This is a genomic window from Pseudomonas sp. TH07 (assembly GCF_016651285.1).
Classification (GTDB): Bacteria; Pseudomonadota; Gammaproteobacteria; order Pseudomonadales; family Pseudomonadaceae; genus Aquipseudomonas.
Map to the genome: position 1 here is coordinate 2,437,501 of NZ_JAEKED010000001.1, position 21,586 is coordinate 2,459,086.

At 64.3% G+C, this 21,586-nt stretch carries 15 protein-coding genes and 2 rRNA genes (1 of these 17 cut by a window edge); 10 read left to right on the top strand and 7 right to left on the bottom strand.

What is annotated here, in order from left to right; translation table 11 throughout:
• The 5 genes from JFU57_RS11380 to recD all read left to right on the top strand — a co-directional run.
• A 23S ribosomal RNA gene (locus tag JFU57_RS11380) occupies window positions 1-550 on the top strand (it extends 2,342 nt beyond the left edge of the window).
• 154 nt (window positions 551-704) lie between these two features.
• A 5S ribosomal RNA gene (rrf, locus tag JFU57_RS11385) occupies window positions 705-820 on the top strand.
• A gap of 192 nt (window positions 821-1,012) precedes the next feature.
• On the top strand, window positions 1,013-4,462 hold the full coding sequence (gene recC, locus JFU57_RS11390; RefSeq protein ID WP_201129312.1) for an exodeoxyribonuclease V subunit gamma: 3,450 nt from the start codon (window positions 1,013-1,015) through the stop codon (window positions 4,460-4,462).
• Window positions 4,459-8,148 (top strand): exodeoxyribonuclease V subunit beta, encoded by a 3,690-nt coding sequence (gene recB, locus JFU57_RS11395; protein WP_201129313.1) that lies wholly within the window; start codon window positions 4,459-4,461, stop codon window positions 8,146-8,148. Before recC ends, recB begins: the two co-directional genes overlap by 4 nt.
• Window positions 8,145-10,217 (top strand): exodeoxyribonuclease V subunit alpha, encoded by a 2,073-nt coding sequence (gene recD / locus JFU57_RS11400; protein WP_201129314.1) that lies wholly within the window; start codon window positions 8,145-8,147, stop codon window positions 10,215-10,217. Before recB ends, recD begins: the two co-directional genes overlap by 4 nt.
• Before the next feature lie 24 nt (window positions 10,218-10,241).
• Here the strand turns inward: recD and JFU57_RS11405 are convergent, their stop codons facing one another.
• The 4 genes from JFU57_RS11405 to JFU57_RS11420 form a co-directional block, all read right to left on the bottom strand.
• Window positions 10,242-11,783 carry an amino acid ABC transporter permease/ATP-binding protein gene (locus JFU57_RS11405; RefSeq protein ID WP_201129315.1) on the bottom strand — a complete coding sequence of 514 codons (1,542 nt, stop codon included), beginning with the start codon at window positions 11,781-11,783 and terminating at the stop codon, window positions 10,242-10,244.
• Between the two features lie 94 nt (window positions 11,784-11,877).
• Window positions 11,878-12,675 carry an ABC transporter substrate-binding protein gene (locus tag JFU57_RS11410; RefSeq protein WP_078474065.1) on the bottom strand — a complete coding sequence of 266 codons (798 nt, stop codon included), beginning with the start codon at window positions 12,673-12,675 and terminating at the stop codon, window positions 11,878-11,880.
• A 31-nt stretch (window positions 12,676-12,706) separates the two neighbouring features.
• Window positions 12,707-13,759: an isopenicillin N synthase family dioxygenase gene (locus tag JFU57_RS11415; protein WP_201129316.1), complete on the bottom strand. Its 1,053-nt coding sequence runs from the start codon at window positions 13,757-13,759 to the stop codon at window positions 12,707-12,709.
• 12 nt (window positions 13,760-13,771) lie between these two features.
• Window positions 13,772-14,623 (bottom strand): sugar phosphate isomerase/epimerase family protein, encoded by an 852-nt coding sequence (locus tag JFU57_RS11420; protein ID WP_201129318.1) that lies wholly within the window; start codon window positions 14,621-14,623, stop codon window positions 13,772-13,774.
• Between the two features lie 323 nt (window positions 14,624-14,946).
• On the opposite strand from JFU57_RS11420, the gene JFU57_RS11425 reads away from it, so the two are divergent.
• From JFU57_RS11425 to JFU57_RS11435, 3 genes are read left to right on the top strand one after another with little or no spacing between them, the layout of a single operon-like run.
• Complete coding sequence (locus JFU57_RS11425) at window positions 14,947-15,522, top strand: YfiR family protein (protein ID WP_201129320.1); 576 nt, start codon at window positions 14,947-14,949, stop codon at window positions 15,520-15,522.
• A complete protein-coding gene (locus JFU57_RS11430; protein ID WP_078474061.1) occupies window positions 15,519-16,787 on the top strand; it encodes a diguanylate cyclase domain-containing protein in 1,269 nt (422 codons plus the stop codon). Before JFU57_RS11425 ends, JFU57_RS11430 begins: the two co-directional genes overlap by 4 nt.
• Window positions 16,788-16,800: 13 nt before the next feature.
• Window positions 16,801-17,295, top strand: coding sequence for an OmpA family protein (locus JFU57_RS11435; protein WP_178103009.1), 495 nt, complete (start codon window positions 16,801-16,803; stop codon window positions 17,293-17,295).
• Between the two features lie 40 nt (window positions 17,296-17,335).
• Here the strand turns inward: JFU57_RS11435 and JFU57_RS11440 are convergent, their stop codons facing one another.
• From JFU57_RS11440 to JFU57_RS11450, 3 genes are all read right to left on the bottom strand, one after another.
• Window positions 17,336-17,752, bottom strand: a complete 417-nt coding sequence (locus tag JFU57_RS11440) for a hypothetical protein (protein WP_201129322.1) — start codon at window positions 17,750-17,752, stop codon at window positions 17,336-17,338.
• Window positions 17,753-17,835: 83 nt separating this feature from the next.
• Window positions 17,836-18,009, bottom strand: coding sequence for a hypothetical protein (locus JFU57_RS11445; RefSeq protein ID WP_201129324.1), 174 nt, complete (start codon window positions 18,007-18,009; stop codon window positions 17,836-17,838).
• A gap of 30 nt (window positions 18,010-18,039) precedes the next feature.
• A complete protein-coding gene (locus JFU57_RS11450) occupies window positions 18,040-18,987 on the bottom strand; it encodes a LysR family transcriptional regulator (RefSeq protein ID WP_020297064.1) in 948 nt (315 codons plus the stop codon).
• A 149-nt stretch (window positions 18,988-19,136) separates the two neighbouring features.
• Between JFU57_RS11450 and JFU57_RS11455 the strand changes: the two genes are divergently transcribed.
• On the top strand, window positions 19,137-20,663 hold the full coding sequence (locus JFU57_RS11455; protein ID WP_201129325.1) for a CoA-acylating methylmalonate-semialdehyde dehydrogenase: 1,527 nt from the start codon (window positions 19,137-19,139) through the stop codon (window positions 20,661-20,663).
• Window positions 20,664-20,673: 10 nt separating this feature from the next.
• Window positions 20,674-21,561: a 3-hydroxyisobutyrate dehydrogenase gene (gene mmsB / locus JFU57_RS11460; protein WP_201129326.1), complete on the top strand. Its 888-nt coding sequence runs from the start codon at window positions 20,674-20,676 to the stop codon at window positions 21,559-21,561.
• The last annotated feature ends 25 nt before the right edge of the window (window positions 21,562-21,586 follow it).

The window sequence follows — 21,586 nt, forward strand, 5'->3', positions numbered from 1 at the left end:
CAGACACGTCGAGCAGGTACGAAAGTAGGTCTTAGTGATCCGGTGGTTCTGTATGGAAGGGCCATCGCTCAACGGATAAAAGGTACTCCGGGGATAACAGGCTGATACCGCCCAAGAGTTCATATCGACGGCGGTGTTTGGCACCTCGATGTCGGCTCATCACATCCTGGGGCTGAAGCCGGTCCCAAGGGTATGGCTGTTCGCCATTTAAAGTGGTACGCGAGCTGGGTTTAGAACGTCGTGAGACAGTTCGGTCCCTATCTGCCGTGGACGTTTGAGATTTGAGAGGGGCTGCTCCTAGTACGAGAGGACCGGAGTGGACGAACCTCTGGTGTTCCGGTTGTCACGCCAGTGGCATTGCCGGGTAGCTATGTTCGGAAAAGATAACCGCTGAAAGCATCTAAGCGGGAAACTTGCCTCAAGATGAGATCTCACTGGAACCTTGAGTTCCCTGAAGGGCCGTCGAAGACTACGACGTTGATAGGTTGGGTGTGTAAGCGCTGTGAGGCGTTGAGCTAACCAATACTAATTGCCCGTGAGGCTTGACCATATAACACCCAAGCAATCTCGTAACTTCGAAAGAAGAACCTGATTGCGGTGTGTGAAGACGAAACGAACCGAAAGTTCGAGAGAAACACACAAATCTATTACATACCCAATTTGCTGAAGCGAGACCAACTGGTCACGACTCAGTACCCGAATTTCTTGACGACCATAGAGCATTGGAACCACCTGATCCCATCCCGAACTCAGCAGTGAAACGATGCATCGCCGATGGTAGTGTGGGGTTTCCCCATGTGAGAGTAGGTCATCGTCAAGATTAAATTCCAGAACCCCTGATTGCTAACGCAATCAGGGGTTTTGTTTTTGCGCGCAGGAAAGTACTGGCTGTGCGGGGGCGACCTTACAGGCACCTTGTTCGGCTCCCACTTGCCGCTATCCACTTGAAGCTTACTGCTGCTCTCACTGCTAAAGTCCCACCCTCGCTTGTGCATTTTCCAAGGAAGCCTCTATGCCGGACGCTACGTCCCTCAACGCTGGTTTTATGGTGGTCCAGAGCAACAGCCTGGATGAGCTGCGCAGCTTGGTGATCAGCGTCATGCGGCGTTACCCCCTGGCGCCCCTGGAAAATGAAATCGCCCTGGTGCAAAGCAACGGCATCGCCCAGTGGTTGAAGCTGGCCCTGGCGGAAGACCCACAGGATGACGACCTGGGAGGCTGCGGTATTGCCGCCGCCATCGATGTGCAACTGCCGGGCAGTTTTATGTGGCAGTTGTATCGCATGGTGCTGGGACGGGATGAAATCCCGCCCAAATCCCTGCTGGATAAAGCCCCGCTGACCTGGCGCCTGATGCGCCTGTTGCCCGAGCTGATCGATCAGCCGCACTTCGAGCCCCTGCAACGCTTCCTGACCCACGACACCGACCTGCGTAAGCGCTACCAACTGGCGGAGCGCCTGGCGGACCTGTTTGACCAATATCAGGTGTACCGCGCCGACTGGCTGGAAGATTGGGCCGCAGGCCGGCATCAATTGCGTAATGGTCGAGGCGAGGCCAAGCCGCTGACCCCTGCCAACTGCTGGCAGGCCGAGTTGTGGCGAGCCTTGCTGCTGGATGTCGGGGCCGAAGGCATGGCCCAGAGTCGGGCCGGGGTTCACCAGCGCTTTATCGAGCGCATCAACCAGCTGGATGTCGCGCCCAAGGGCTTGCCGTCGCGGGTGATCGTGTTCGGGATTTCTTCACTGCCGGCCCAGGCCCTGGAAGCCTTGGCGGGGTTGGCGCGATTCAGCCAGGTGCTGCTTTGCGTGCACAACCCATGTCGTCACCATTGGGCCGACATCGTCGCCGATAAAGACCTGTTGCGGCATCAATACAAGCGCCAGGCGCGCAAGGCCGGCATGCCGGTTGCCCTTGATCCACAAACCCTGCATCAGCATGCGCATCCGCTGCTGGCCGCCTGGGGCAAACAGGGCCGTGACTACATCAGCCTGCTCGACAGTTATGACGACCCCAGCAGTTACCGTGCGGCCTTTCGCGATGGGCGCATCGACCTGTTCAGCGAAAACCAGCCGCAGAACATGCTCAATCAATTGCAGGACGACATCCTCGAACTGCGCCCATTGAACGAGACCCGCGAACACTGGCCGGCGATCGATCTGACGCAGGATCAGTCGATCCGTTTTCACATTGCCCACAGCGCCCAGCGCGAGGTGGAAATCCTCCACGACCAGTTGCTCGCCCGCTTCAGTGCCGATCCCGACCTGCGCCCTCGTGATGTGATCGTGATGGTTCCGGACATCGACAGTTACGCCCCACATATCCGTGCGGTGTTCGGGCAGCTGGAACGCGATGACCGACGCTTTATCCCCTTCACTCTGACCGACCAGGGCCAGCGCGGGCGCGACCCGTTGCTGATCGCCGTGGAGCACTTGCTGAAGCTGCCGGACAGCCGCTTCCCGGTCAGTGAGATTCTCGACCTGCTCGATGTTCCGGCCTTGCGTGCGCGTTTTGGCGTGGATGAAGCCGACCTGCCGACCCTGCACCGCTGGATCGAAGGCGCCGGCATCCGCTGGGGCATGAGCGCCGAGCAGCGTGCACAGTTGGGGCTGCCCGAGGAGCTGGAGCAAAACAGTTGGCGTTTCGGCCTGCGCCGCATGTTATTGGGCTACGCCGTGGGCCGCTCCGCCGCTTGCGATGGCATTGAACCCTACGACGAAATCGGCGGCCTGGACGCGGCGCTGATCGGCCCACTGGTGGCGCTGCTCGACGCCTTGCAAGTGGCCTATGGGCAACTGACGGAGGCCGCGACGCCGCAGCAGTGGGGCGAGCGCCTGCAAGGGCTGATGCAGTTGTTCTTCCTGGCGGAGACCGAGCACGACGACTACCTGCTGAGCCAGCTGGAAGACCTGCGAGAAACCTGGCTCGAGACCTGCCAGTCGGTCGGCCTGGAAGACGAGCTACCCCTGACCGTAGTGCGCGAAGCCTGGTTGGCCGGGCTCGACCAGGGACGCCTGTCCCAGCGCTTTCTCGCCGGTGCGGTGAACTTCTGCACCCTGATGCCGATGCGTGCGATCCCTTTCAAGCTGGTGTGCCTGCTGGGCATGAACGATGGCGATTACCCGCGTGCCCAGCCGCCGCTGGATTTTGACCTGATGGGCAGCGACTACCGCCCCGGCGACCGTTCCCGCCGTGAAGACGACCGCTATCTGTTGCTCGAAGCCTTGCTCTCGGCGCGCAACCAGCTGTACGTCAGTTGGGTCGGGCGCAGCATTCGTGACAACAGCGAACGCCCGGCCTCGGTGCTGATCGGCCAGCTGCGCGACCACCTGGCCAGCGGCTGGTCCCTGGTCGATGAGGCGCCTCTGCTGGAAGGCATGACCCAGGAGCATCCGCTGCAACCTTTCAGCGCCCGCTATTTCCATGAGGGCGATGCGCTGTTCAGTTACGCCCGTGAGTGGCAACTGCTGCATCAGCAGCACGACCCGAAAACGGGTTCGGAACAACTGGCGCCCTACGTCCAGGAAGAACCCCTGAGCCTGGGGCAGTTGCAGGACTTTTTGCGCAACCCGGTGCGGCACTTTTTCAGCCAGCGGCTCAAGGTGTTCTTCGAAGCCCTGGAAGCCCCGTTGGCCGATGAAGAGCCTTTCGTCCTCGACGCCCTGCAACGTTACAGCCTCAGCGACAGCCTGCTGGAAGCTGCCCTCGGTGATACCGAGCACCCCGAGCAGGCCTTGCAGGCCCAGGCACAACGGCTGCAAGCCAGTGGCCTGTTGCCCATGGCCGGTTTTGGCGAGTGCCTGCAGCGCGAGCTGATCGAGCCGCTGCCGGACCTGTTGCAGCGCTACCAGCAATTGCTCAGCCTGTGGCCGACCCCGGTGACCAGCGCCTTGCCGGTCTCCCTGGAGCTTAAGGGCGTGCGCCTGGAGGGTTGGCTCAGCGGCCTGCATCAGCGCGGCGACGGCGGCCTGTTGTCGGTAACCGCCATCCCTAACAGCATCGGCTCGATCAAGACCCGCAAGTGGCACCGACTGATTCGGGTGTGGGTCAATCACCTGGTGGCCTGTGCCAGCGGCTACCCGTTAAGCACCGCGTTGGTGGCCAGTGACGACAGCCTGCTGTTGCCGGCCCTGGAGCAGCAAGCGGCGCTCGACAGCCTCGGCGAATTGCTGTTGGCCTGGCAGGCCGGGATGCGCCAGCCATTGCCGGTGGCGGTGAAAACCGCGTTCGCCTGGCTGGGCCAGAGCGACCCGCTCAAGGCCGAAGCCGCCGCGCGCAAAGCCTATGAAGGCGATGGCCAGACCACCGATGGCGAGCGCCGCGAGAGCCCGGCCCTGGCCCGGCAATTCGCCGATTACAACGCCCTGGTCGCCGACGAAAGTTTCAGCGGCTGGGTCGAGACACTCTATCGCCCGCTGCTCACCGCGCCCTGGCGTTCAGCCCTCAGCACGGAGGCCGATGCATGACCCAGCAAGTCCCCCTGGCCCTGGCCTTCCCGCTGCGTGGCAGCCAACTGATCGAGGCCAGCGCCGGCACCGGCAAGACCTTCACCATCTCCGCGCTGTACCTGCGCCTGGTGCTGGGCCACGGTGGCGAGCCGGCCGGTTTTGGCCGGGAGTTGCTGCCGCCGCAAATCCTCGTGGTGACCTTCACCGACGCCGCGACCAAGGAGCTGCGTGAGCGCATCCGCACGCGCCTGGCCGAGGCCGCACGGTTCTTCCGTGACGAGATCGCTGCCAGCGACAGCCTGATTGCCGACCTGCGCGGGCAGTTCGCTCCCGAGCACTGGGCCGCCTGCGCCAACCGCCTGGACATTGCCGCGCAATGGATGGACGAGGCGGCGGTCTCGACCATCCACAGCTGGTGCCAGCGCATGTTGCGCGAGCACGCGTTCGACAGCGGCAGCCTGTTCACCCAGACCCTGGAAACCGACCACAGCGACCTGCTGGGCGAAGTGCTGCGCGATTACTGGCGGCTGTTCTGCTACCCGATGCAGGGCGATGCGCTGAATTGGGTACGGGCCAACTGGGGCGGGCCGGCGGCGCTGCTGCCGCGAGTGCGGGCATTGTTTGGCAGCGAGCGCCGGGAGCCGCAAACCCAATCCCCCAGCGAGCTGATCGAAGCCTGCCTGCAGGAGCGTCGCGAGGCGCTGGTCGAGCTCAAGGCGCCCTGGGTGCAGTGGGTCGCCGAGTTGCGCGAGATCTGCCTGCAAGGCGTGGCCAGCAAGAGCGTCGATGGACGCAAGATGCAGGCCCGGTACTTCGAGCCCTGGTTCGAAAAGATCAGCGCCTGGGCCCAGGATGAAAGTGCCGAGCAGTTGGACATCGGCACCGGCTTCAGCCGCCTGACCGCCGACGGCATGAGCGAGGCCTGGAAGGGCGAGGCTCCGCACCACCCCGGACTGGACGCCATGCCCCAGCTCAAGGCCAGCCTGGATGCCTTGCCCAGCCCGGACGCGGCGGTGCTGCAGCACGCGGCACAGTGGGTCGGGACGCGATTCGAGGAAGAGAAACGGCGGCGGGCCGAAATGGGCTTCGACGACATGCTGCTGCGCCTGGACGCGGCCTTGCAGGCAGACGGCGGCGAGCGCCTGGCAACCCTGATCCGCGAGCAATTTCCCGTAGCGCTGATCGATGAGTTCCAGGACACCGACCCGGTGCAGTACCGGATCTTCGAAAGCATCTACCGCATCGAGGACAACAATCCGGACACCGGCCTGTTCCTGATTGGCGACCCGAAGCAGGCGATCTACGCCTTTCGCGGCGCCGACATCTACACCTACCTGCGCGCGCGCCAGGCCACCAGTGGCCGTCTGCACACCTTGGGTACCAACTTCCGCTCCAGCCACGCCATGGTCAGTGCGGTCAATCATGTGTTTCAGCGTGCCGAACTGCGGGAGCAGGGCCATGGCGCCTTTCTCTTTCGCGAGCCGGATGGCGACAACCCGGTGCCCTTTCTGCCGGTGGAGTCCCAGGGGCGCAAGGAACAGTTGCTGATCGACGGCCAGGCCGTTGCGGCGATGAATCTCTGGCACTTGTCGGCCGAACAGCCGTTGTCCGGGGTGGTGTATCGACAGCAATTGGCGGGTGCCTGCGCCAGCCAGATTGTCGAGTTGCTCAATGGTGGCCAGCAGGGCCGTAGCGGTTTTGCCCGGGACGGCCAGGCGCTGCGGGGCCTGCTGCCGGCGGATATCGCAATCCTGGTGCGCGACGGTAAAGAGGCCCAGGCCGTGCGCGCTGAATTGGCGGCCCGTGGCGTGCGTAGCGTGTACCTGTCGGACAAGGACTCGGTGTTCGCCGCCCAGGAAGCCCGTGACCTGCTGACCTGGCTCAAGGCCTGTGCCGAGCCGGACGTCGAACGCCCGCTGCGTGCGGCCCTGGCGTCGCTGACCCTGAACCTGCCCCTGGCGGAGCTGGAGCGGCTGAACCAGGACGAACTGGCCTGGGAAGCCCGGGTCATGCAGTTCCGTGGTTATCGGGCGATCTGGCGCACTCAGGGCGTGTTGCCGATGTTGCGCCGCCTGTTGCATGACTTTCAGCTGCCCCAGGCCCTGATCGCCCGCAGCGATGGCGAGCGGGTGCTGACCAACCTGCTGCACCTGTCTGAACTGTTGCAGCAAGCGGCGGCGGAGCTGGATGGCGAACAGGCGTTGATCCGTCACCTGGCCGAGCATCTGGCGTTGTCCGGGCAGGCCGGTGAAGAGCAGATCCTGCGCCTGGAAAGCGACGAGCAACTGGTCAAGGTGGTGACCATCCACAAGTCCAAGGGGCTGGAATACCCACTGGTGTTCCTGCCGTTTATCTGTTCGGCCAAACCGGTGGATGGCAGCCGCCTGCCGCTGCATTACCACGACACCGCGGGCAAGGCCCAGGTGACGTTGCGCCCGACTCCCGAGCTGATTGCCCGCGCTGACGAGGAGCGTCTGGCTGAAGACCTGCGCCTGCTGTACGTGGCCCTGACCCGAGCGCAACACGCCTGCTGGCTGGGCGTCACCGACCTCAAGCGCGGCAGCAATAACAGCTCGGTGCTGCACCTCTCGGCCCTCGGCTATCTGCTGGGGGGCGGTGCGGTATTGAATGAGTCCGCTGGCCTGAACCGCTGGCTGGACGATCTGCAGGAGGGCTGCGAGGCGCTCGGTGTCGAGCCCATGCCCGAGGCCTGGGACAACCGCTTTACCCCGCCGCGCAACGACGCCAGCCTGCTGGCGGTACTGCTGCCGAACCGACGTGCTGCGGAGAACTGGTGGATCGCTTCCTACAGTGCCCTGCGCATCAGCGACAGCCTGGGCGCTGGCACCGAGGCACCGGAAAACCCGCAGGCGCAAAAGCTGTTCGACGATGAACGACTCGACCCCGATGCGCCCCGTGAGGTCGCGGCCAGCGGCGGTGATATCCATCGTTTCCCGCGGGGGCCGAACCCGGGGACCTTTCTCCATGGCTTGCTGGAGTGGGCCGGGGAAGACGGGTTCGCCGCCGGCCCCGAGGCCATCGAGGATGCCATCGCCCGGCGTTGCAATCGGCGTGGCTGGGAAGGCTGGATCCCGACCCTGAGCGACTGGATGCAGCACCTGTTGCAGGCGCCTCTGGCTGTCGGCGCGGGGCAACCGCCGGTGGTGCTCAGTCAACTGACCGAGTACCGGGTGGAGATGGAGTTCTGGTTTGCCAGCCACAAGGTCGACGTGCTCAAGCTCGATGAACTGGTGCGCCAGCACACCCACCACGGCGTGCCTCGGGTCACGGCCGAACCGGTGTTGCTCAACGGCATGTTCAAGGGGTTTATCGACCTGACGTTCGAACATCAGGGCCGTTATTACGTGGCCGACTACAAATCCAACTGGCTCGGCGTGGACGACGCGGCCTATACCGAGCAGGCCATGGAACAATCGATTCTCGACAACCGCTATGACCTGCAATACGTGCTCTACCTGCTGGCCCTGCACCGTCAGTTGCAGGCCCGTCTCACCGATTACGATTACGACCGGCACATGGGCGGCGCGCTCTACCTGTTTTTGCGCGGCACCCGTTCGGCCAGCCAGGGGCTGGTGTTTGCCCGGCCGCCACGGGAGCTGATCGAACGCCTGGACCGCATGTTCCAGGGCAAGCCCGAACTGCCGAAGGCTGAGCCCGCCTGGGAACAGGGAGTACTGCTATGAACGATGACCTGCTGACGCCCCTGGCGCCCGCGCCGCAACCCGACCTGGCGCCCCTGGCCCGTGCCGGCGACCTGATGCTGTTGCTCGATCGGTGGCTGGAGCGCGGCTGGCTGCGTGCCCTGGACAAGGCGTTTGTCGGCTTTCTGCATGAGCTGGAACCCGACGGCGACCCGCTGGTGCTGATGGCGGCGGCGTTGACCAGCCATCAGTTGGGCCACGGCCATGTGTGCCTGGACCTGTTCGAAACCCTCAAGGAGCCTGACTTCGCCCTGTCCCTGCCCCCCGAAGGCGACCTGCAGGGCGGTGCGCTGCTGCCGTCCCACGTGCTGGCCAGCCTCGACGGCGCTCACTGGTGCAAGGCCCTGGCGGCCAGTCGCCTGGTGGCACTGGCGGCCGATGGTGCCGAGGAGGCTCGGCAGCGGCCGTTGGTGTTGTCGGGCAAGCGCCTGTACCTGCGTCGCTACTGGGCCTATGAGCGCCGTATCGACCTGGCCCTGCGCCAGCGCCTGGCGCTCCAGGAACCGACGCCTGCGGACCTGGCCGAACGCTTGAACGGCCTGTTCGGTCCGGCCAAGGCAGCGGGGCCGATCGATTGGCAGAAGCTTGCCTGCGCCCTGGCCACCCGGGGGGCGTTCAGCATCATCACCGGCGGCCCGGGCACCGGCAAGACCACCACCGTGGTGCGCTTGCTGGCCTTGCTCCAGGCGCCGGCGGTGGAGGCCGGCAAACCGCTGCGGATTCGCCTGGCCGCGCCCACCGGCAAGGCCGCTGCGCGCCTGACCGAGTCCATCAGCCTGCAGGTGCGTTCCCTGGCCGTGGCCGACAGTGTGCGCGAGAAAATCCCCAGTGAAGTGACCACCGTGCACCGCTTGCTGGGCAATCGTCCGGGCACCCGGCACTTCCGGCATCACGCCGGTAATCGCCTGCCACTGGACGTGCTGGTGGTGGATGAAGCCTCGATGATCGACCTGGAAATGATGGCCAACCTGCTCGATGCCTTGCCGATGCATGCGCGGCTGGTGCTGCTGGGTGACAAGGACCAACTGGCCTCAGTGGAAGCCGGAGCGGTGCTTGGCGACTTGTGCCGCGATGCCGAAGCCGGCTGGTACAGCCCGGCGACCCGCGACTGGTTGCAGGCCATCAGCGGCGAAAACCTCGCCGCCAGCGGCTTGCAGGAAGACCACGGGCAGACCCATCCTCTGGCCCAGCAGGTGGTGATGCTGCGTCATTCCCGGCGCTTCGGCGAAGGCAGCGGCATCGGCCAGCTGGCGCGCTGGGTCAACCAGCAGCAGGCCGATGAGGCGCGGCGCCTGCTGGCGGCCCGCAGCCACGCCGACCTCTATGCCCTGAGCCTCAAGGGCGAGCAGGACCGTGCCCTGGAGCGCCTGCTGCTCGAAGGTCATGGCGACGGCCCGCAAGGCTACCGGCATTACCTGAGTCTGCTGCGCAGCCAGCGACCGCCGGCCGGCACCGCCCTTGAAGATCCGCTCTGGACCCGCTGGGCGCGGGACGTACTCAAGGCCTTCGACCAGTTTCAGTTGCTGTGTGCGGTGCGCAAGGGCCCGTGGGGCGTCGAGGGTTTGAACCTGCGGGTGACCAGTGCCTTGTTCAAGGCGCGGCTGATCGACAGCGAGCAGCAATGGTACGAAGGCCGTCCGGTGCTCATGACCCGCAACGACTATGGCCTGGGCCTGATGAACGGCGACATTGGCATTGCCCTGAAACTGCCCGAGCACGAGGGGCCGGAGGCCGGGCGCCTGGTGCTGCGTGTGGCCTTTCCGCGTAACGATGGCCAGGGCGGGGTGCGCTTTGTACTGCCGAGCCGGCTCAATGATGTGGAAACCGTGTACGCCATGACCGTGCACAAATCCCAGGGCTCGGAGTTCGCCCACACCGCGCTGATATTGCCGGACGCCCTGAACCCGGTGCTGACCAAGGAACTGATCTACACCGGCATCACCCGCGCCAAGGACTGGTTCAGCCTGATCGAGCCCCGCGCCGGGGTGTTTGAAGAGGCCGTGCGGCGCAAGGTCAAGCGCCTCAGCGGACTGATGCTGGAGCTGGGCTAGGCCCCGGGCGAGCAACCCGCCTCGTTACCCGGCACGGGTGCGTGGCGCCTCGCCTGGCGCTTCCAGGCCCATGAAGCGCCGGACCCGCTCGCCTGCGGCCTCCTGGCGGATCGCGCTCGGACTGGCGTCGAGCTGGATATGGCCGTCCTCCATAAAAATCACCCGGTCGGAAATCGACAGCGCAAAGTCCATCTCGTGGGTGACGATCAGCATGGTCATGCCTTCGCGGGCCAGGTTCTGGATCACATTCAACACGTCACCCACCAGCTCCGGGTCGAGGGCCGAGGTGGGCTCGTCAAACAGCATGATCGCCGGCTCCATGGCCAGGGCCCGGGCAATCGCGACTCGCTGCTGCTGGCCGCCGGACAACTGGTGCGGGTATTTGCGGGCGTGAGCCAGCAGGCCGACCTTGTCCAGCAGGGCGTAGGCCTGTTGCTCGCTCAGGCTCTGGCTGACGCCGTGGTAGCGCGGCGCCAGGGTGATGTTGTCGAGAATGCAGCGGTGCGGGAACAGGTTGAAGTTCTGGAACACCATGCCGATGTGGCGCACGCCGTCGCGCACCTGGGGGCTGTTGAGGTTGTCACCGGCGTTGATAAAGCTGTTGCCGAACAACACGATTTCACCCTGGTCGATGCGCTCCAGGCCGTTGACGGTACGGATCAATGAAGTCTTGCCGGAGCCGGAGGGGCCGATGATCGAGATCACCTGGCCGCTGGCGACCTGCAGGTCGATGCCCTTGAGCACCTGGTGGTCGCCGTAGCGCTTGTGGATGTTCTGCAACTGCAAGGCCGGTGGGCTGCCGGGACCGGGTTCCGCGCGCAGTTGGGCGGGTTGTTGCCGGGTGTGGGCCTTGAGCCGGGCGACGCTGGCTGCGTCCAGGGTCTGGGGCTTGCGCAGGTTCAGATCCAGGTGTTGCTCCAGGCGCTGCAGCAGCCAGCCGAACACGCTGACGATCAGCACGTAATACACCGCCACGGCGGCCAGGGTTTCCATCACCAGGAAGTTCTGCGCGTACAGGCGCTGGCCGACGGTCAGCAACTCGGTGAGGGAGATCACCGAGATCAGCGAGGTCAGCTTGACCACGGTGATGTACTCGTTGATCAGGGTGGGCAGGGAGATGCGAAAGGCCTGGGGGATGACGATCAGCCGTTGCAGGCCCAGCAGGCCTATGCCCAGGGCGCGGCCGGCTTCCTTCTGCCCCTTGGCCACCGAGATCAGGCCGCCGCGATGGATCTCCGCCATGTACGCCGCTTCCGTCACCACCAGGGCGAACAGCCCGGAGTAGAAGGGGTTGGACAGCACCGCGCCGGTAACGGGAAACAACTGCGGCAGGTTGTAGACGAAGACCACCAGCACCAGCAGCGGGATGCTGCGGAAAAACCAGATATAGACCGCCGCCGGGGCTCGGATCCAGGGCGTGCTCGAGAGTTTGGCCGAGGCCAGGAGAAAGCCCAGCAGCATGCCGATAAACCAGGCCAGGGCGCTGAGCTGGACCACGGTGACGCAGGCGTGCCAGAAGCTGGGCAGGGAAAACAGGGAGAAAAAATAGGACCAGTCGAATTGCATAACTACCTCAGCCGCTCGGATCGCAGGCTTCAAGACGGGCGCGGTGCCCTCGATCGCGGTTCAGTCCGGAGCGCATCCTTGCGCGCCGCGCCGGTTACTCGGTCACCGGCTCCAGGTTGTATTTGCTGAGGATCGCCGCGTAGTCGCCGTTCTTGCGGCTCTCGGCAAAGGCTTCCTGCAGTGCCTTGTAGGTGGCGTCGTTGCCCTTCTTGACGAAGATGCCCAGGGTTTGCTGGTAGATCGGGTGCGCGGTGGTGACCACCACCCGCCCATTGGTGCGCTCGGCGATCATCTTCGCCGCGCCGGCGATTTCCACCTGGGCCTGGATGTTTTTCGAGAGCAGGGCCTGGGTCACTTCAGGGGCCGAGGGGTACTCGCTGACGCTGATCGCGCCCTTGTTGTTGGGCACGCAGTAGTCGCTGGAGAGTTTCTGCAACTGGCCGACCCAGGTGGTGCCCTGTTCGAGCCCGACTTTCAGGCCGCACAGGTCTTCCGGGGTCTGCGGGTTCAGGCCACTGTCCTTGGGCGCCATGATCGCCGCGCCGGTCTTGGCGTAGGCGATGGTCAGGGCCTGGGTCTGGCGCTCGGGGGTGATGTACATGCCGGAGATGATGGCGTCATAGCGCCCGGCGTTGAGGCCGAGGATCAGGCTGGGAAACTTGGTATCCACGAACTCGGCCTTGGCCTTGAGGTGCTTGGCCAGGGCGTGGGCCAGTTCCGGGTCGGAGCCGATCACGTTCTTGTCGCTGTCATAGGACTCGAACGGCGGGTAGGTGATTTCCATGCCGATCTTCAGCTGGCCCGGGGTGGCGGTGCTGGCCAGGGCAGTGCCGGCGGCGAGCAGGCCGGCGGTGAGCAGGGTCAGGCGCACAAGGTTGTTTTTGTTGAGCATGGGGTGGCACTCCAGGGGTGGGCGAAGGCAATCAGGACGGTTGGGGCTGGTGTTTCAGGTGACCGAAGCTCGATGGCTTGCGGGCTTTGTCCGGCAAGCGGATCTCGCCGTTTTCCACGCGCCGGCGCAGGTACTGGTAGGTCTGCAAGGCCTGGCCGTACATGTGCTCGCCAATGGCGATCTGTTCGTACTCGGCGTTGGCCTTGGCGAATTGCGGTAGCGGTTTGATCTGGGTATGGAAGTCGCAGGCATAGAACAGCGGGAAGGCATAGCGCTCCTCGCTGACGCTGCGCACGCGGTGGGCGGTGGCGACAAAGGCGCCGGCGGTCATGACTTCGAGCATGTCGCCGATGTTCACCACAAAGGCGTCGCCGATCGGCGGTGCGTCGATCCATTGGCCCTGGTCGTTCATCACCTCCAGCCCGGGTTTATCGGCCATGAGGATGGTGAAGCACTCGTAGTCCGTGTGGGCGCCAATGCCCGGGGCATCCTGGGCCGTGTCGTCGAACGGGTAATGGATCAGCCGCAGCTTGGATGGCGGGCGGGTGACCAGAGCGTCGAAGTAGTCCTCCGCCAGGCCCAGGGCCAGGGCGAAGCCGCCGAACAGTCGCCGGCCGAGGGCGAACACCGCAGCGTAATAGGCCTGGGCCGCGTCCTTGAAACCCGTCAGTGTCGGCCAGTCGTTGGGGCCCAGCAGCGGAGTGTTGGCCAGCACCAGCGGGTCGTCGGCCGGTACTTCGAAGCCGATGTCGAAGGCCTCCTTGTGGTCCGGCTTGCCCTTGGCGTACACCTCTTCGCCTTCGGGCACGAAGCCCTTGTGACTCTGGGAGGTGCCGATGTAGTGCTGCATCTTGGCCGTCAGCGGCTGGGCGAAGTAGTCCCTGGCGGCCTGGCGCAGATCGGCGATCAGTTGCGGCGCGATGCCGTGGTGGGTGATGTAGAGAAACCCCACCTCGCTGGCGGCCGCGCCCAGTTGCTCGGCGACCGCCAGGCGATGCTCCAGCTCGACACTGAACAGGCCGGCGATATCCACCACCGGGATGCTGCTGAAGTTGGCATTGGCGTGATTGGTTTTAGCGGGCATGGCGCAAGCCCCTCATGGCTGGGTTGAGTGATGGAAACGGTCGAAATGCTGACGCTCGGTACGGGCCATCCACTGGTTCAGCGACCACAGGTCGGCCACCGGGACATTGGTGAAGGGCAGGTGATGCAGGTAGCCGTCGGCGCCGAATTCCGGGGTCAGGGTGCTGACCGGGTAACCCCGGCTTTGCTGCGAACGCCAGATGGCCTCCCAGTGCTGCTGGTGGAACGCCAGTTCGCGGGCGTACTCCGGGGCGCCGGGGTGGGGGACCTGCGGGCCCTGGTCATAGCCGACCCGGGCCTGGATGTGGTGCACGCGCTCGACGAACGGGCTGAGGTCGTCATGGGGGTCGTCCAGCAAGCGCTCGCAGGTGACGATCCAGTGGCTGATGTCGCTGGTGAAGCGCAGGTCGGGCAATTGCCGGATCAGGTCCAGGGTCAGCCAGGGGTTGAACAGCGAGCGCGAGCGGTGGGTTTCAAAGCTGCAGAACTGGCCGTGCTTGCGCCCCAGTTCCAGGGCCAGGCCAAAGAACTCCACCTGTTGCGCCAGGCTCCAGCGGTCATTGCCCGCCAGCACGTTGACGAAACGCGGCCCCAGTTCGGCGGCCCAGGCCAGTTTGCGATCAAGGTCCTGCAAGTGTTCTGCGGGCGCCGCCGATTGCTTGGGCAGCACCTCGTAGGCGCTGAACACGGTGCTGATATAGGGCAGGTGATTGGCGCGCAGAAAGGCGCCGAATTCGGTGCGGTCGCGGGTTTCCAGGGGCAGGCGCGCTTCCATGCCGTCGAAGCCGGCGGCCAGCAGCTCGTCCAGGGCCTGGGCCTTGCTCGCGGTATAACCCCAGAGTGTGCGGAATATTTCCAGTTTCATCGGCGAACCTCAAAGATGCCTTGGGCTACTCAAAGCACCACGGCGGCGGTTGGCCGGCGCAATGCTGTGTACGGCAGTAGCAAAAGACATGCTTTGAGCCGGGTCTCTGTGGATCCGGTCTCGTCGGGTGCAGCGCGTGGGCTGCTCACTCTGGCGTCGATCTTAAGCAGCCGGCGCGGTCAGGAAGAATAGGCAGGTTCAAATCATTAGTTCAGTTTTTTCTAAACCAATAGCTGGCTATTCATGATGCCTGTCTCCCTGGCATTTCCATGGCTGTGCTATCGTTGCGGCATCATTTCATGACGATCAAAGAGAATCCCTGCATGAACGTGGCTGTCTGGACGACAGGACGCTTTGCTGGCTGGAGGCGGGTACTGCTGGCGGCTGTTATCTGTTCGCTGAATGCTGTCGCTTTCGCGCAACCAGAGCCTGCGCCCAGCCTGGCCGAGCAGCGGGCCCAGGCCGTGACCCAAGTGGTCCTGGGCATTCTCAGTTATGCCCGCTGGCCGGTAGAACCGGCGCAACTGCGCTTATGTGTGGCCGGGCCCACCGAATACACCGACGACCTGGTCAAGGGCACCACTCAGGCCACCGGCCGCCCGGTGCTGGTGCGACGCCTGTTGGCGGACAGCCCGGCGCTGGCCACGGAATGCGATGCGGTGTACATCGGCAAGCTGAGCAACGAGGAGCGTGCCCGGCTGTTCACGTCCCTGAGCGGTCGTCCGGTCCTGAGCATCAGCGAGGGTGGCGATCAGTGCACCGTGGGCAGCCTGTTCTGCCTGCGGGTCAGTGACGACCAGGTGTCGTTCGAGGTCAATCTGGACTCGGTGGCCCGCAGTGGCGTACGCATCCACCCCAGCGTGCTGCAGCTCTCGCGTCGACGGCCGGCGGCGTCATGAATCTGTTCAAATCCGATACTCGTCCCACGCTACGCTCGGTCATTGGCCGCGGGCATTTGACCGTGGCCCTGTTGGCGATCTCTATGGCCAGCGTGTCGCTGACCCTGCTCGGGGTGCTGGCGCTGCGGGTGTACGCCGACCACAACCTGCACCTGATCGCGCGTTCGATCAACTACACGGTCGAGGCGGCCGTGGTGTTCAACGACAGTGCGGCGGCGACTGAAGCGCTGGCGCTGATCGCCTCGACCGAGGAAGTGGCCGATGCCCAGGTCCTGGATAAGAACGGCAAGCTGCTGGCCAGTTGGGAGCGCCCGGAAAGCGGGTTCCTGACCGATCTGGAGATGCAGATTGCCCGGACCTTCCTGGAAAAACCGATTTCCATGCCGATCCTGCACCAGGGGCGCGAAGTCGGCACAGTCAACCTGACCGGCCACGGTGGCAGCCTGATGCGCTTCCTGTTCAGCGGCCTGGTCGGCATCGTGCTGTGCACCGCCATCAGTGCCTGGGCCGCGCTGTACCTGGCGCGGCGCCAGTTGCGAGGGATCACCGGCCCCTTGCGCAGCCTGGCCGAAGTGGCCCACGCCGCGCGTCGCGAACGGGCCTTCGACCAGCGGGTGCCGCCGGCGGAAATCGCCGAGCTGGACAACCTCGGCAACGACTTCAACGCCTTGCTCGATGAGCTGGAAGCCTGGCAGACGCACCTGCAGAGCGAAAATGAAAACCTCGCGCACCAGGCCAGTCATGACAGCCTGACCGGCCTGCCGAACCGAGCGTTTTTCGAGGGGCGGCTGATCCGTGCCCTGCGCGGTGCGAGCAAGCTCAATGAGCGGGTGGCCGTGCTGTTTCTCGACAGCGACCGCTTCAAGAGCGTCAATGACAACTTCGGCCATGCCGCCGGTGACGCGGTGCTGATCGCCGTGGCCACGCGGATCCGCGCGCAGTTGCGCGAGGATGACCTGGTGGCGCGCCTGGGTGGGGACGAGTTCGCGATCCTGCTGACGCCGCTGCACCGGGTGGAGGATGCCCAGCGTATTGCCGACAAGATCATCGCCAGCATGGAAATGCCGATTCAGTTACCGGGAAACACCTCGATCCTGACTTCCCTCAGTATCGGCATCGCGGTCTACCCCGATCATGGCGCCACGCCGGGCGGCCTGCTCAATGCCGCCGACGCGGCGATGTACCAGGCCAAGCGCATGTCGCGTGGTGGCCAACACACCGTGGGGTCGGAGCACCCCGTCGTTCATGTTCAATCCAGGAGCTAATCCTTTGTTCTCGATGACTCAGCGTTCCTTACGCTTTTTTTCCGCAATCATGCTGTTGGCCGTATTGGGCCTGACCGGCTGCCAGAGCGTGCCCCCCAAGGGCCTGACCCCGCAGCAGATAGCCGTGCTCAAGCACGAAGGGTTTGAACTGACCGATGAGGGCTGGGCCTTTGGCCTGTCGGGCAAGGTGCTGTTTGGCAGCGATGTCGAATCCCTGAACCCGGCCAGCACCGAGATCGTCGAGCGCATCGGCAAGGCCCTGTTGGGGGTGAACATCCAGAAGGTCCGGGTCGATGGCCACACCGACGCGTCGGGCAAGGAAAGCTACAACGAACAACTCTCGCTGCGCCGAGCGAAAAGCGTGGCCAAGGTCCTGACCCAGGTCGGCATGCGTGAAGAGAACGTGCAACTGCGCGGCCTGGGCAGCAGCGAGCCGGTGGCCTCCAACAGCACCGCCGCCGGGCGTACGGAAAACCGTCGGGTGTCGATCGTGGTCATCGCCGACTAGTGGCCCGGCCTGCCTGGGCGGCAGGCCGGCAAGTCCGGTTTCAAGGGGCTGCTGGCGCTGCCGCCGGGGCGTCCTTGGGGTCGAGCTTGACCATCAGGTGCTTGGTCGCGTTTCTGATCATCGGGCCCAACACCAGGTTGCTGCCGATCATCACCACCACCGCCGCCAGCACCAGGCCGTCCGATTGCACCAGGCCGAGAAAGGTCCCGCCGAACACGCAGACCGCCAGCAAGCCACTGATCATCATGGCCAGCATCATGGGCTTGGCCGGGTTGTCGAAACCCAGGAAGCGCTGCTTCTCTTCAGCCGATATCACCAGCTCGACCTTGCAGCCTTTGCACGGGATGGGCTGGTCTTCGCGCAGCATGACCTGCTGCTTCTTGCCGATGGGGAATTCCTTTTCGCAGGCGTTGCAGTGCACTTTCATGCCGATGATAGTTGCGGGGGACGAACTCATCTTGGTCCTTAAGATTGGGTGGGGCTGCCGCTGAACGGCGGCCAATGGTTGCGTGTTTGCGCGAGGCTCAGGGGCCCGCCTGGTCATGGGTTACCCGGCGGGTCGCCAATGCCGCCAGGCAGGTTGGGGCCGATCTCGGTCATGCCGCTGGAAACCGCGGGCCAATCCCTGGAACCCCATCTGAAGGGGCTGCCGTAACCGACCAAGTCATAGACTTCGCTTTCGCCCATCACCTGGCCGTTGCGCGGGTCGTTCAAGTGACAAGCCGCGCAGTCTACCTGCAGGCGTCAATCGGCAAAACGCATTTCCCGCGAGTCGCCCATCAACAGCGGCTGATTCTGCTCAGTCACCTCACGGATGTAATCCCACAACAGGGTGATGCGCTTGAGCTTGCGCAGGTCTTCGCGGCAGTACATCCAGAACTGGCGGGTGATATTGATCTCTTCGGGCAGCACCGGCAGCAGCCGTGGGTCCTGGGCGGCGAGGAAGCAGGGCAGGATCGCCAGTGAGCGCCCTTGCTGCGCTGCCACGTATTGAGCGATCACGCTGGTGCTGCGCAGGTTGGCGCTGGCGCCGGGCACGACATTGGCCAGGTACAGCAGCTCGGAACTGAAGGCCAGGTCGTCGACGTAACTGATGAACGAGTGCTCGCTGAGGTCTGCCGGGCGGCGGATCGGCGCGTGCTGGTCGAGGTAGTCCTGGGTGGCGTAGAGCTGCAGGCGGTAGTCGCACAGTTTGCAGCAGACGTAGGGCCCGTGCTCCGGGCGTTCGAGGGCGATGACAATGTCGGCTTCGCGCTTGGACAGGCTGATGAAGTGCGGCAGGGGCAGGATATCCACCGAGATCGCGGGGTAGGCGTCGACGAAATGGCTCAACTGCGGGGTGATGAAGAAGCTGCCGAAACCCTCGGTGCAGCCCATGCGCACATGGCCGGACAAGGCCACGCCGGAGCCCGACACCTGCTCGCAGGCCATGTGCAGGGTGCTTTCAATCGACTCGGCATACCCCAGCAGACGCTGGCCCTCGGCGGTCAGGATAAAGCCGTTGGTGCGGGACTTTTCGAACAGCAGGGTGCCCAGCGCGCCTTCCAGCGAACTGATGCGCCGCGACACCGTGGTGTAGTCCACCGCCAGGCGCTTGGCCGCACTGCTGGCCTTGCGGGTACGGGCCACTTCGAGAAAAAACTTCAGGTCATCCCAGTTCAGGGCACCCAGGGAGGTGATGTTTTTTTGCATGATGGACCGGCTTTTATGTGCGTTCTTATTAGTAATTTGCACATCTATACTCCAAAAACAGTCCGATCACCAATTCGCGACGCACGCCTCATCTCAAGGCGACCTACGCCTTGGCTCTCTTGCATAACTACAAGATCTGGAGACCACCAATGAACGCATCGCTCACGTCTGCCGACACCGCTGTGCAACAGGCCAAACTGTTGATCGACGGCGAATGGGTCGAGTCCAAGACCACCCACTGGCAAGACATCGTCAACCCGGCCACCCAGCAAGTGCTGGCCAAGGTGCCGTTTGCCACCCCTGAAGAAGTCAACGCCGCCATCGACGCCGCCCATCGCGCCTTCCAGACCTGGAAGCTGACCCCGATCGGCGCGCGCATGCGCATCATGCTCAAGCTGCAAGCCCTGATTCGTGAACATTCCAAGCGTATCGCGGTGGTCCTGAGCGCCGAGCAGGGCAAGACCATTGCCGACGCCGAGGGCGATATTTTCCGTGGCCTGGAAGTGGTCGAGCACGCCTGCTCGATCGGCACCCTGCAGATGGGTGAGTTCGCCGAGAACGTCGCCGGCGGGGTCGATACCTACACCTTGCGCCAGCCGATCGGCGTCTGCGCCGGCATTACCCCGTTCAACTTCCCGGCGATGATTCCGCTGTGGATGTTCCCGATGGCCATCGCCTGCGGCAATACCTTCGTGCTCAAGCCATCCGAGCAGGATCCGCTGTCGACCCTGCTGCTGGTGGAGCTGGCGATCGAGGCCGGGGTTCCGGCCGGCGTGCTCAACGTGGTGCACGGTGGCAAGGACGTGGTGGATGCGTTGTGCACCCACAAGGACATCAAGGCCGTGTCGTTCGTCGGCTCGACCGCCGTGGGCACCCATGTGTACGACCTCGCCGGCAAACATGGCAAGCGCGTGCAATCGATGATGGGCGCGAAAAACCATGCCGTGGTGCTGCCTGACGCCAATCGCGAGCAGACCCTCAATGCCCTGGTCGGCGCCGGTTTCGGTGCCGCCGGCCAGCGGTGCATGGCGACCTCGGTGGTGGTGCTGGTAGGCGCAGCCAAGCAATGGCTGCCGGACCTCAAGGCCCTGGCCCTGAAACTCAAGGTCAATGCCGGCAGCGAGCCGGGCACCGATGTCGGGCCGGTGGTGTCGAAAAAGGCCAAGGCGCGCATTCTCGAGCTGATCGAAAGCGGCGTGAAAGAGGGCGCCACCCTGGAGCTGGACGGTCGCCAGATCAAGGTCCCGGGTTTCGAACAAGGCAACTTTATCGGCCCGACCCTGTTCTCCGGGGTCACCACCGACATGCAGATCTACACCCAGGAAATCTTCGGCCCGGTGCTGGTGGTGCTGGAGGTCGACACCCTGGATCAGGCCATCGCCCTGGTCAACGCCAACCCCTTCGGCAACGGCACCGGCCTGTTCACCCAGAGCGGTGCGGCAGCGCGCAAGTTCCAGAGCGAAATCGACGTTGGCCAGGTCGGGATCAACATTCCGATTCCGGTGCCGGTGCCGTTCTTCAGCTTCACCGGTTCCCGCGGTTCCAAGCTCGGTGACCTGGGCCCGTACGGCAAGCAAGTGGTGCAGTTCTACACGCAGACCAAGACCGTCACCAGCCGCTGGTTCGACGATGACAGTGTCAATGACGGTGTGAACACCACCATCAACTTGCGTTAAGGAGTCGGCCATGAAGATTGCATTTATCGGTCTGGGCAACATGGGCGCGCCGATGGCGCGCAACCTGATCAAGGCCGGCCACGCGCTGAACCTGTTCGACCTGAACCAGACGGTGCTGGCGGAACTGGCGGCCCTGGGCGGCAGCATCAGCGCCTCGCCACGCGCCGCCGCCGAGGGCAGCGAGCTGGTGATCACCATGCTCCCGGCCGCCGCCCATGTACGCAGCGTGTGGTTGGGCGAAGACGGTGTACTGGCGGGTATCGCCCGCGGCGTGCCGGCCGTGGATTGCAGCACCATCGACCCGCAGACCGCCCGTGAAGTGGCGGCGGCCGCGGCCCGGCAGGGCGTGGCCATGGCCGACGCTCCGGTGTCCGGCGGTACCGGCGGGGCCCAGGCCGGGACCCTGACCTTTATGGTCGGGGCCAATGCCGAGCTGTTCGCCACCCTGCAGCCGGTGCTGGCGCAGATGGGGCGCAACATTGTGCATTGCGGTGAAGTCGGGACCGGGCAGATTGCCAAGATCTGCAACAACCTGCTGCTGGGCATCTCGATGATCGGCGTCAGTGAAGCCATGGCCCTGGGCGATGCGCTGGGGATCGATACCCAGGTGCTGGCGGGAATCATCAACAGCTCGACTGGCCGTTGCTGGAGCTCCGACACCTACAACCCGTGGCCGGGAGTGATTGAAACCGCCCCGGCATCGCGCGGCTACACCGGTGGTTTCGGTGCCGAACTGATGCTCAAGGACCTGGGGCTGGCCACCGAGGCGGCACGCCAGGTGCACCAGCCGGTGGTTCTTGGCGCAGTGGCCCAGCAGTTGTACCAGGCCATGAGCCAGCGCGGTGAAGGTGGCAAGGACTTCTCGGCGATCATCAACAGCTATCGCAAGCCCCAGTAGACGGGGCGTTTCCGAGGGCCCGCGT

What these genes read in the sequence shown, in the direction of transcription:
- JFU57_RS11410 (WP_078474065.1), bottom strand. Translation starts at nt 12,675, where the DNA reads ATGCTCAACAAAAACAACCTTGTGCGCCTGACCCTGCTCACCGCCGGC.
- JFU57_RS11435 (WP_178103009.1), top strand. Translation starts at nt 16,801, where the DNA reads ATGACTCAGCGTTCCTTACGCTTTTTTTCCGCAATCATGCTGTTGGCC.
- recC (WP_201129312.1), top strand. Translation starts at nt 1,013, where the DNA reads ATGCCGGACGCTACGTCCCTCAACGCTGGTTTTATGGTGGTCCAGAGC.
- JFU57_RS11455 (WP_201129325.1), top strand. Translation starts at nt 19,137, where the DNA reads ATGAACGCATCGCTCACGTCTGCCGACACCGCTGTGCAACAGGCCAAA.
- JFU57_RS11415 (WP_201129316.1), bottom strand. Translation starts at nt 13,759, where the DNA reads ATGCCCGCTAAAACCAATCACGCCAATGCCAACTTCAGCAGCATCCCG.
- JFU57_RS11420 (WP_201129318.1), bottom strand. Translation starts at nt 14,623, where the DNA reads ATGAAACTGGAAATATTCCGCACACTCTGGGGTTATACCGCGAGCAAG.
- mmsB (WP_201129326.1), top strand. Translation starts at nt 20,674, where the DNA reads ATGAAGATTGCATTTATCGGTCTGGGCAACATGGGCGCGCCGATGGCG.
- recD (WP_201129314.1), top strand. Translation starts at nt 8,145, where the DNA reads ATGAACGATGACCTGCTGACGCCCCTGGCGCCCGCGCCGCAACCCGAC.
- JFU57_RS11425 (WP_201129320.1), top strand. Translation starts at nt 14,947, where the DNA reads ATGAACGTGGCTGTCTGGACGACAGGACGCTTTGCTGGCTGGAGGCGG.
- JFU57_RS11450 (WP_020297064.1), bottom strand. Translation starts at nt 18,987, where the DNA reads ATGCAAAAAAACATCACCTCCCTGGGTGCCCTGAACTGGGATGACCTG.
- JFU57_RS11430 (WP_078474061.1), top strand. Translation starts at nt 15,519, where the DNA reads ATGAATCTGTTCAAATCCGATACTCGTCCCACGCTACGCTCGGTCATT.
- JFU57_RS11405 (WP_201129315.1), bottom strand. Translation starts at nt 11,783, where the DNA reads ATGCAATTCGACTGGTCCTATTTTTTCTCCCTGTTTTCCCTGCCCAGC.
- recB (WP_201129313.1), top strand. Translation starts at nt 4,459, where the DNA reads ATGACCCAGCAAGTCCCCCTGGCCCTGGCCTTCCCGCTGCGTGGCAGC.
- JFU57_RS11440 (WP_201129322.1), bottom strand. Translation starts at nt 17,752, where the DNA reads ATGAGTTCGTCCCCCGCAACTATCATCGGCATGAAAGTGCACTGCAAC.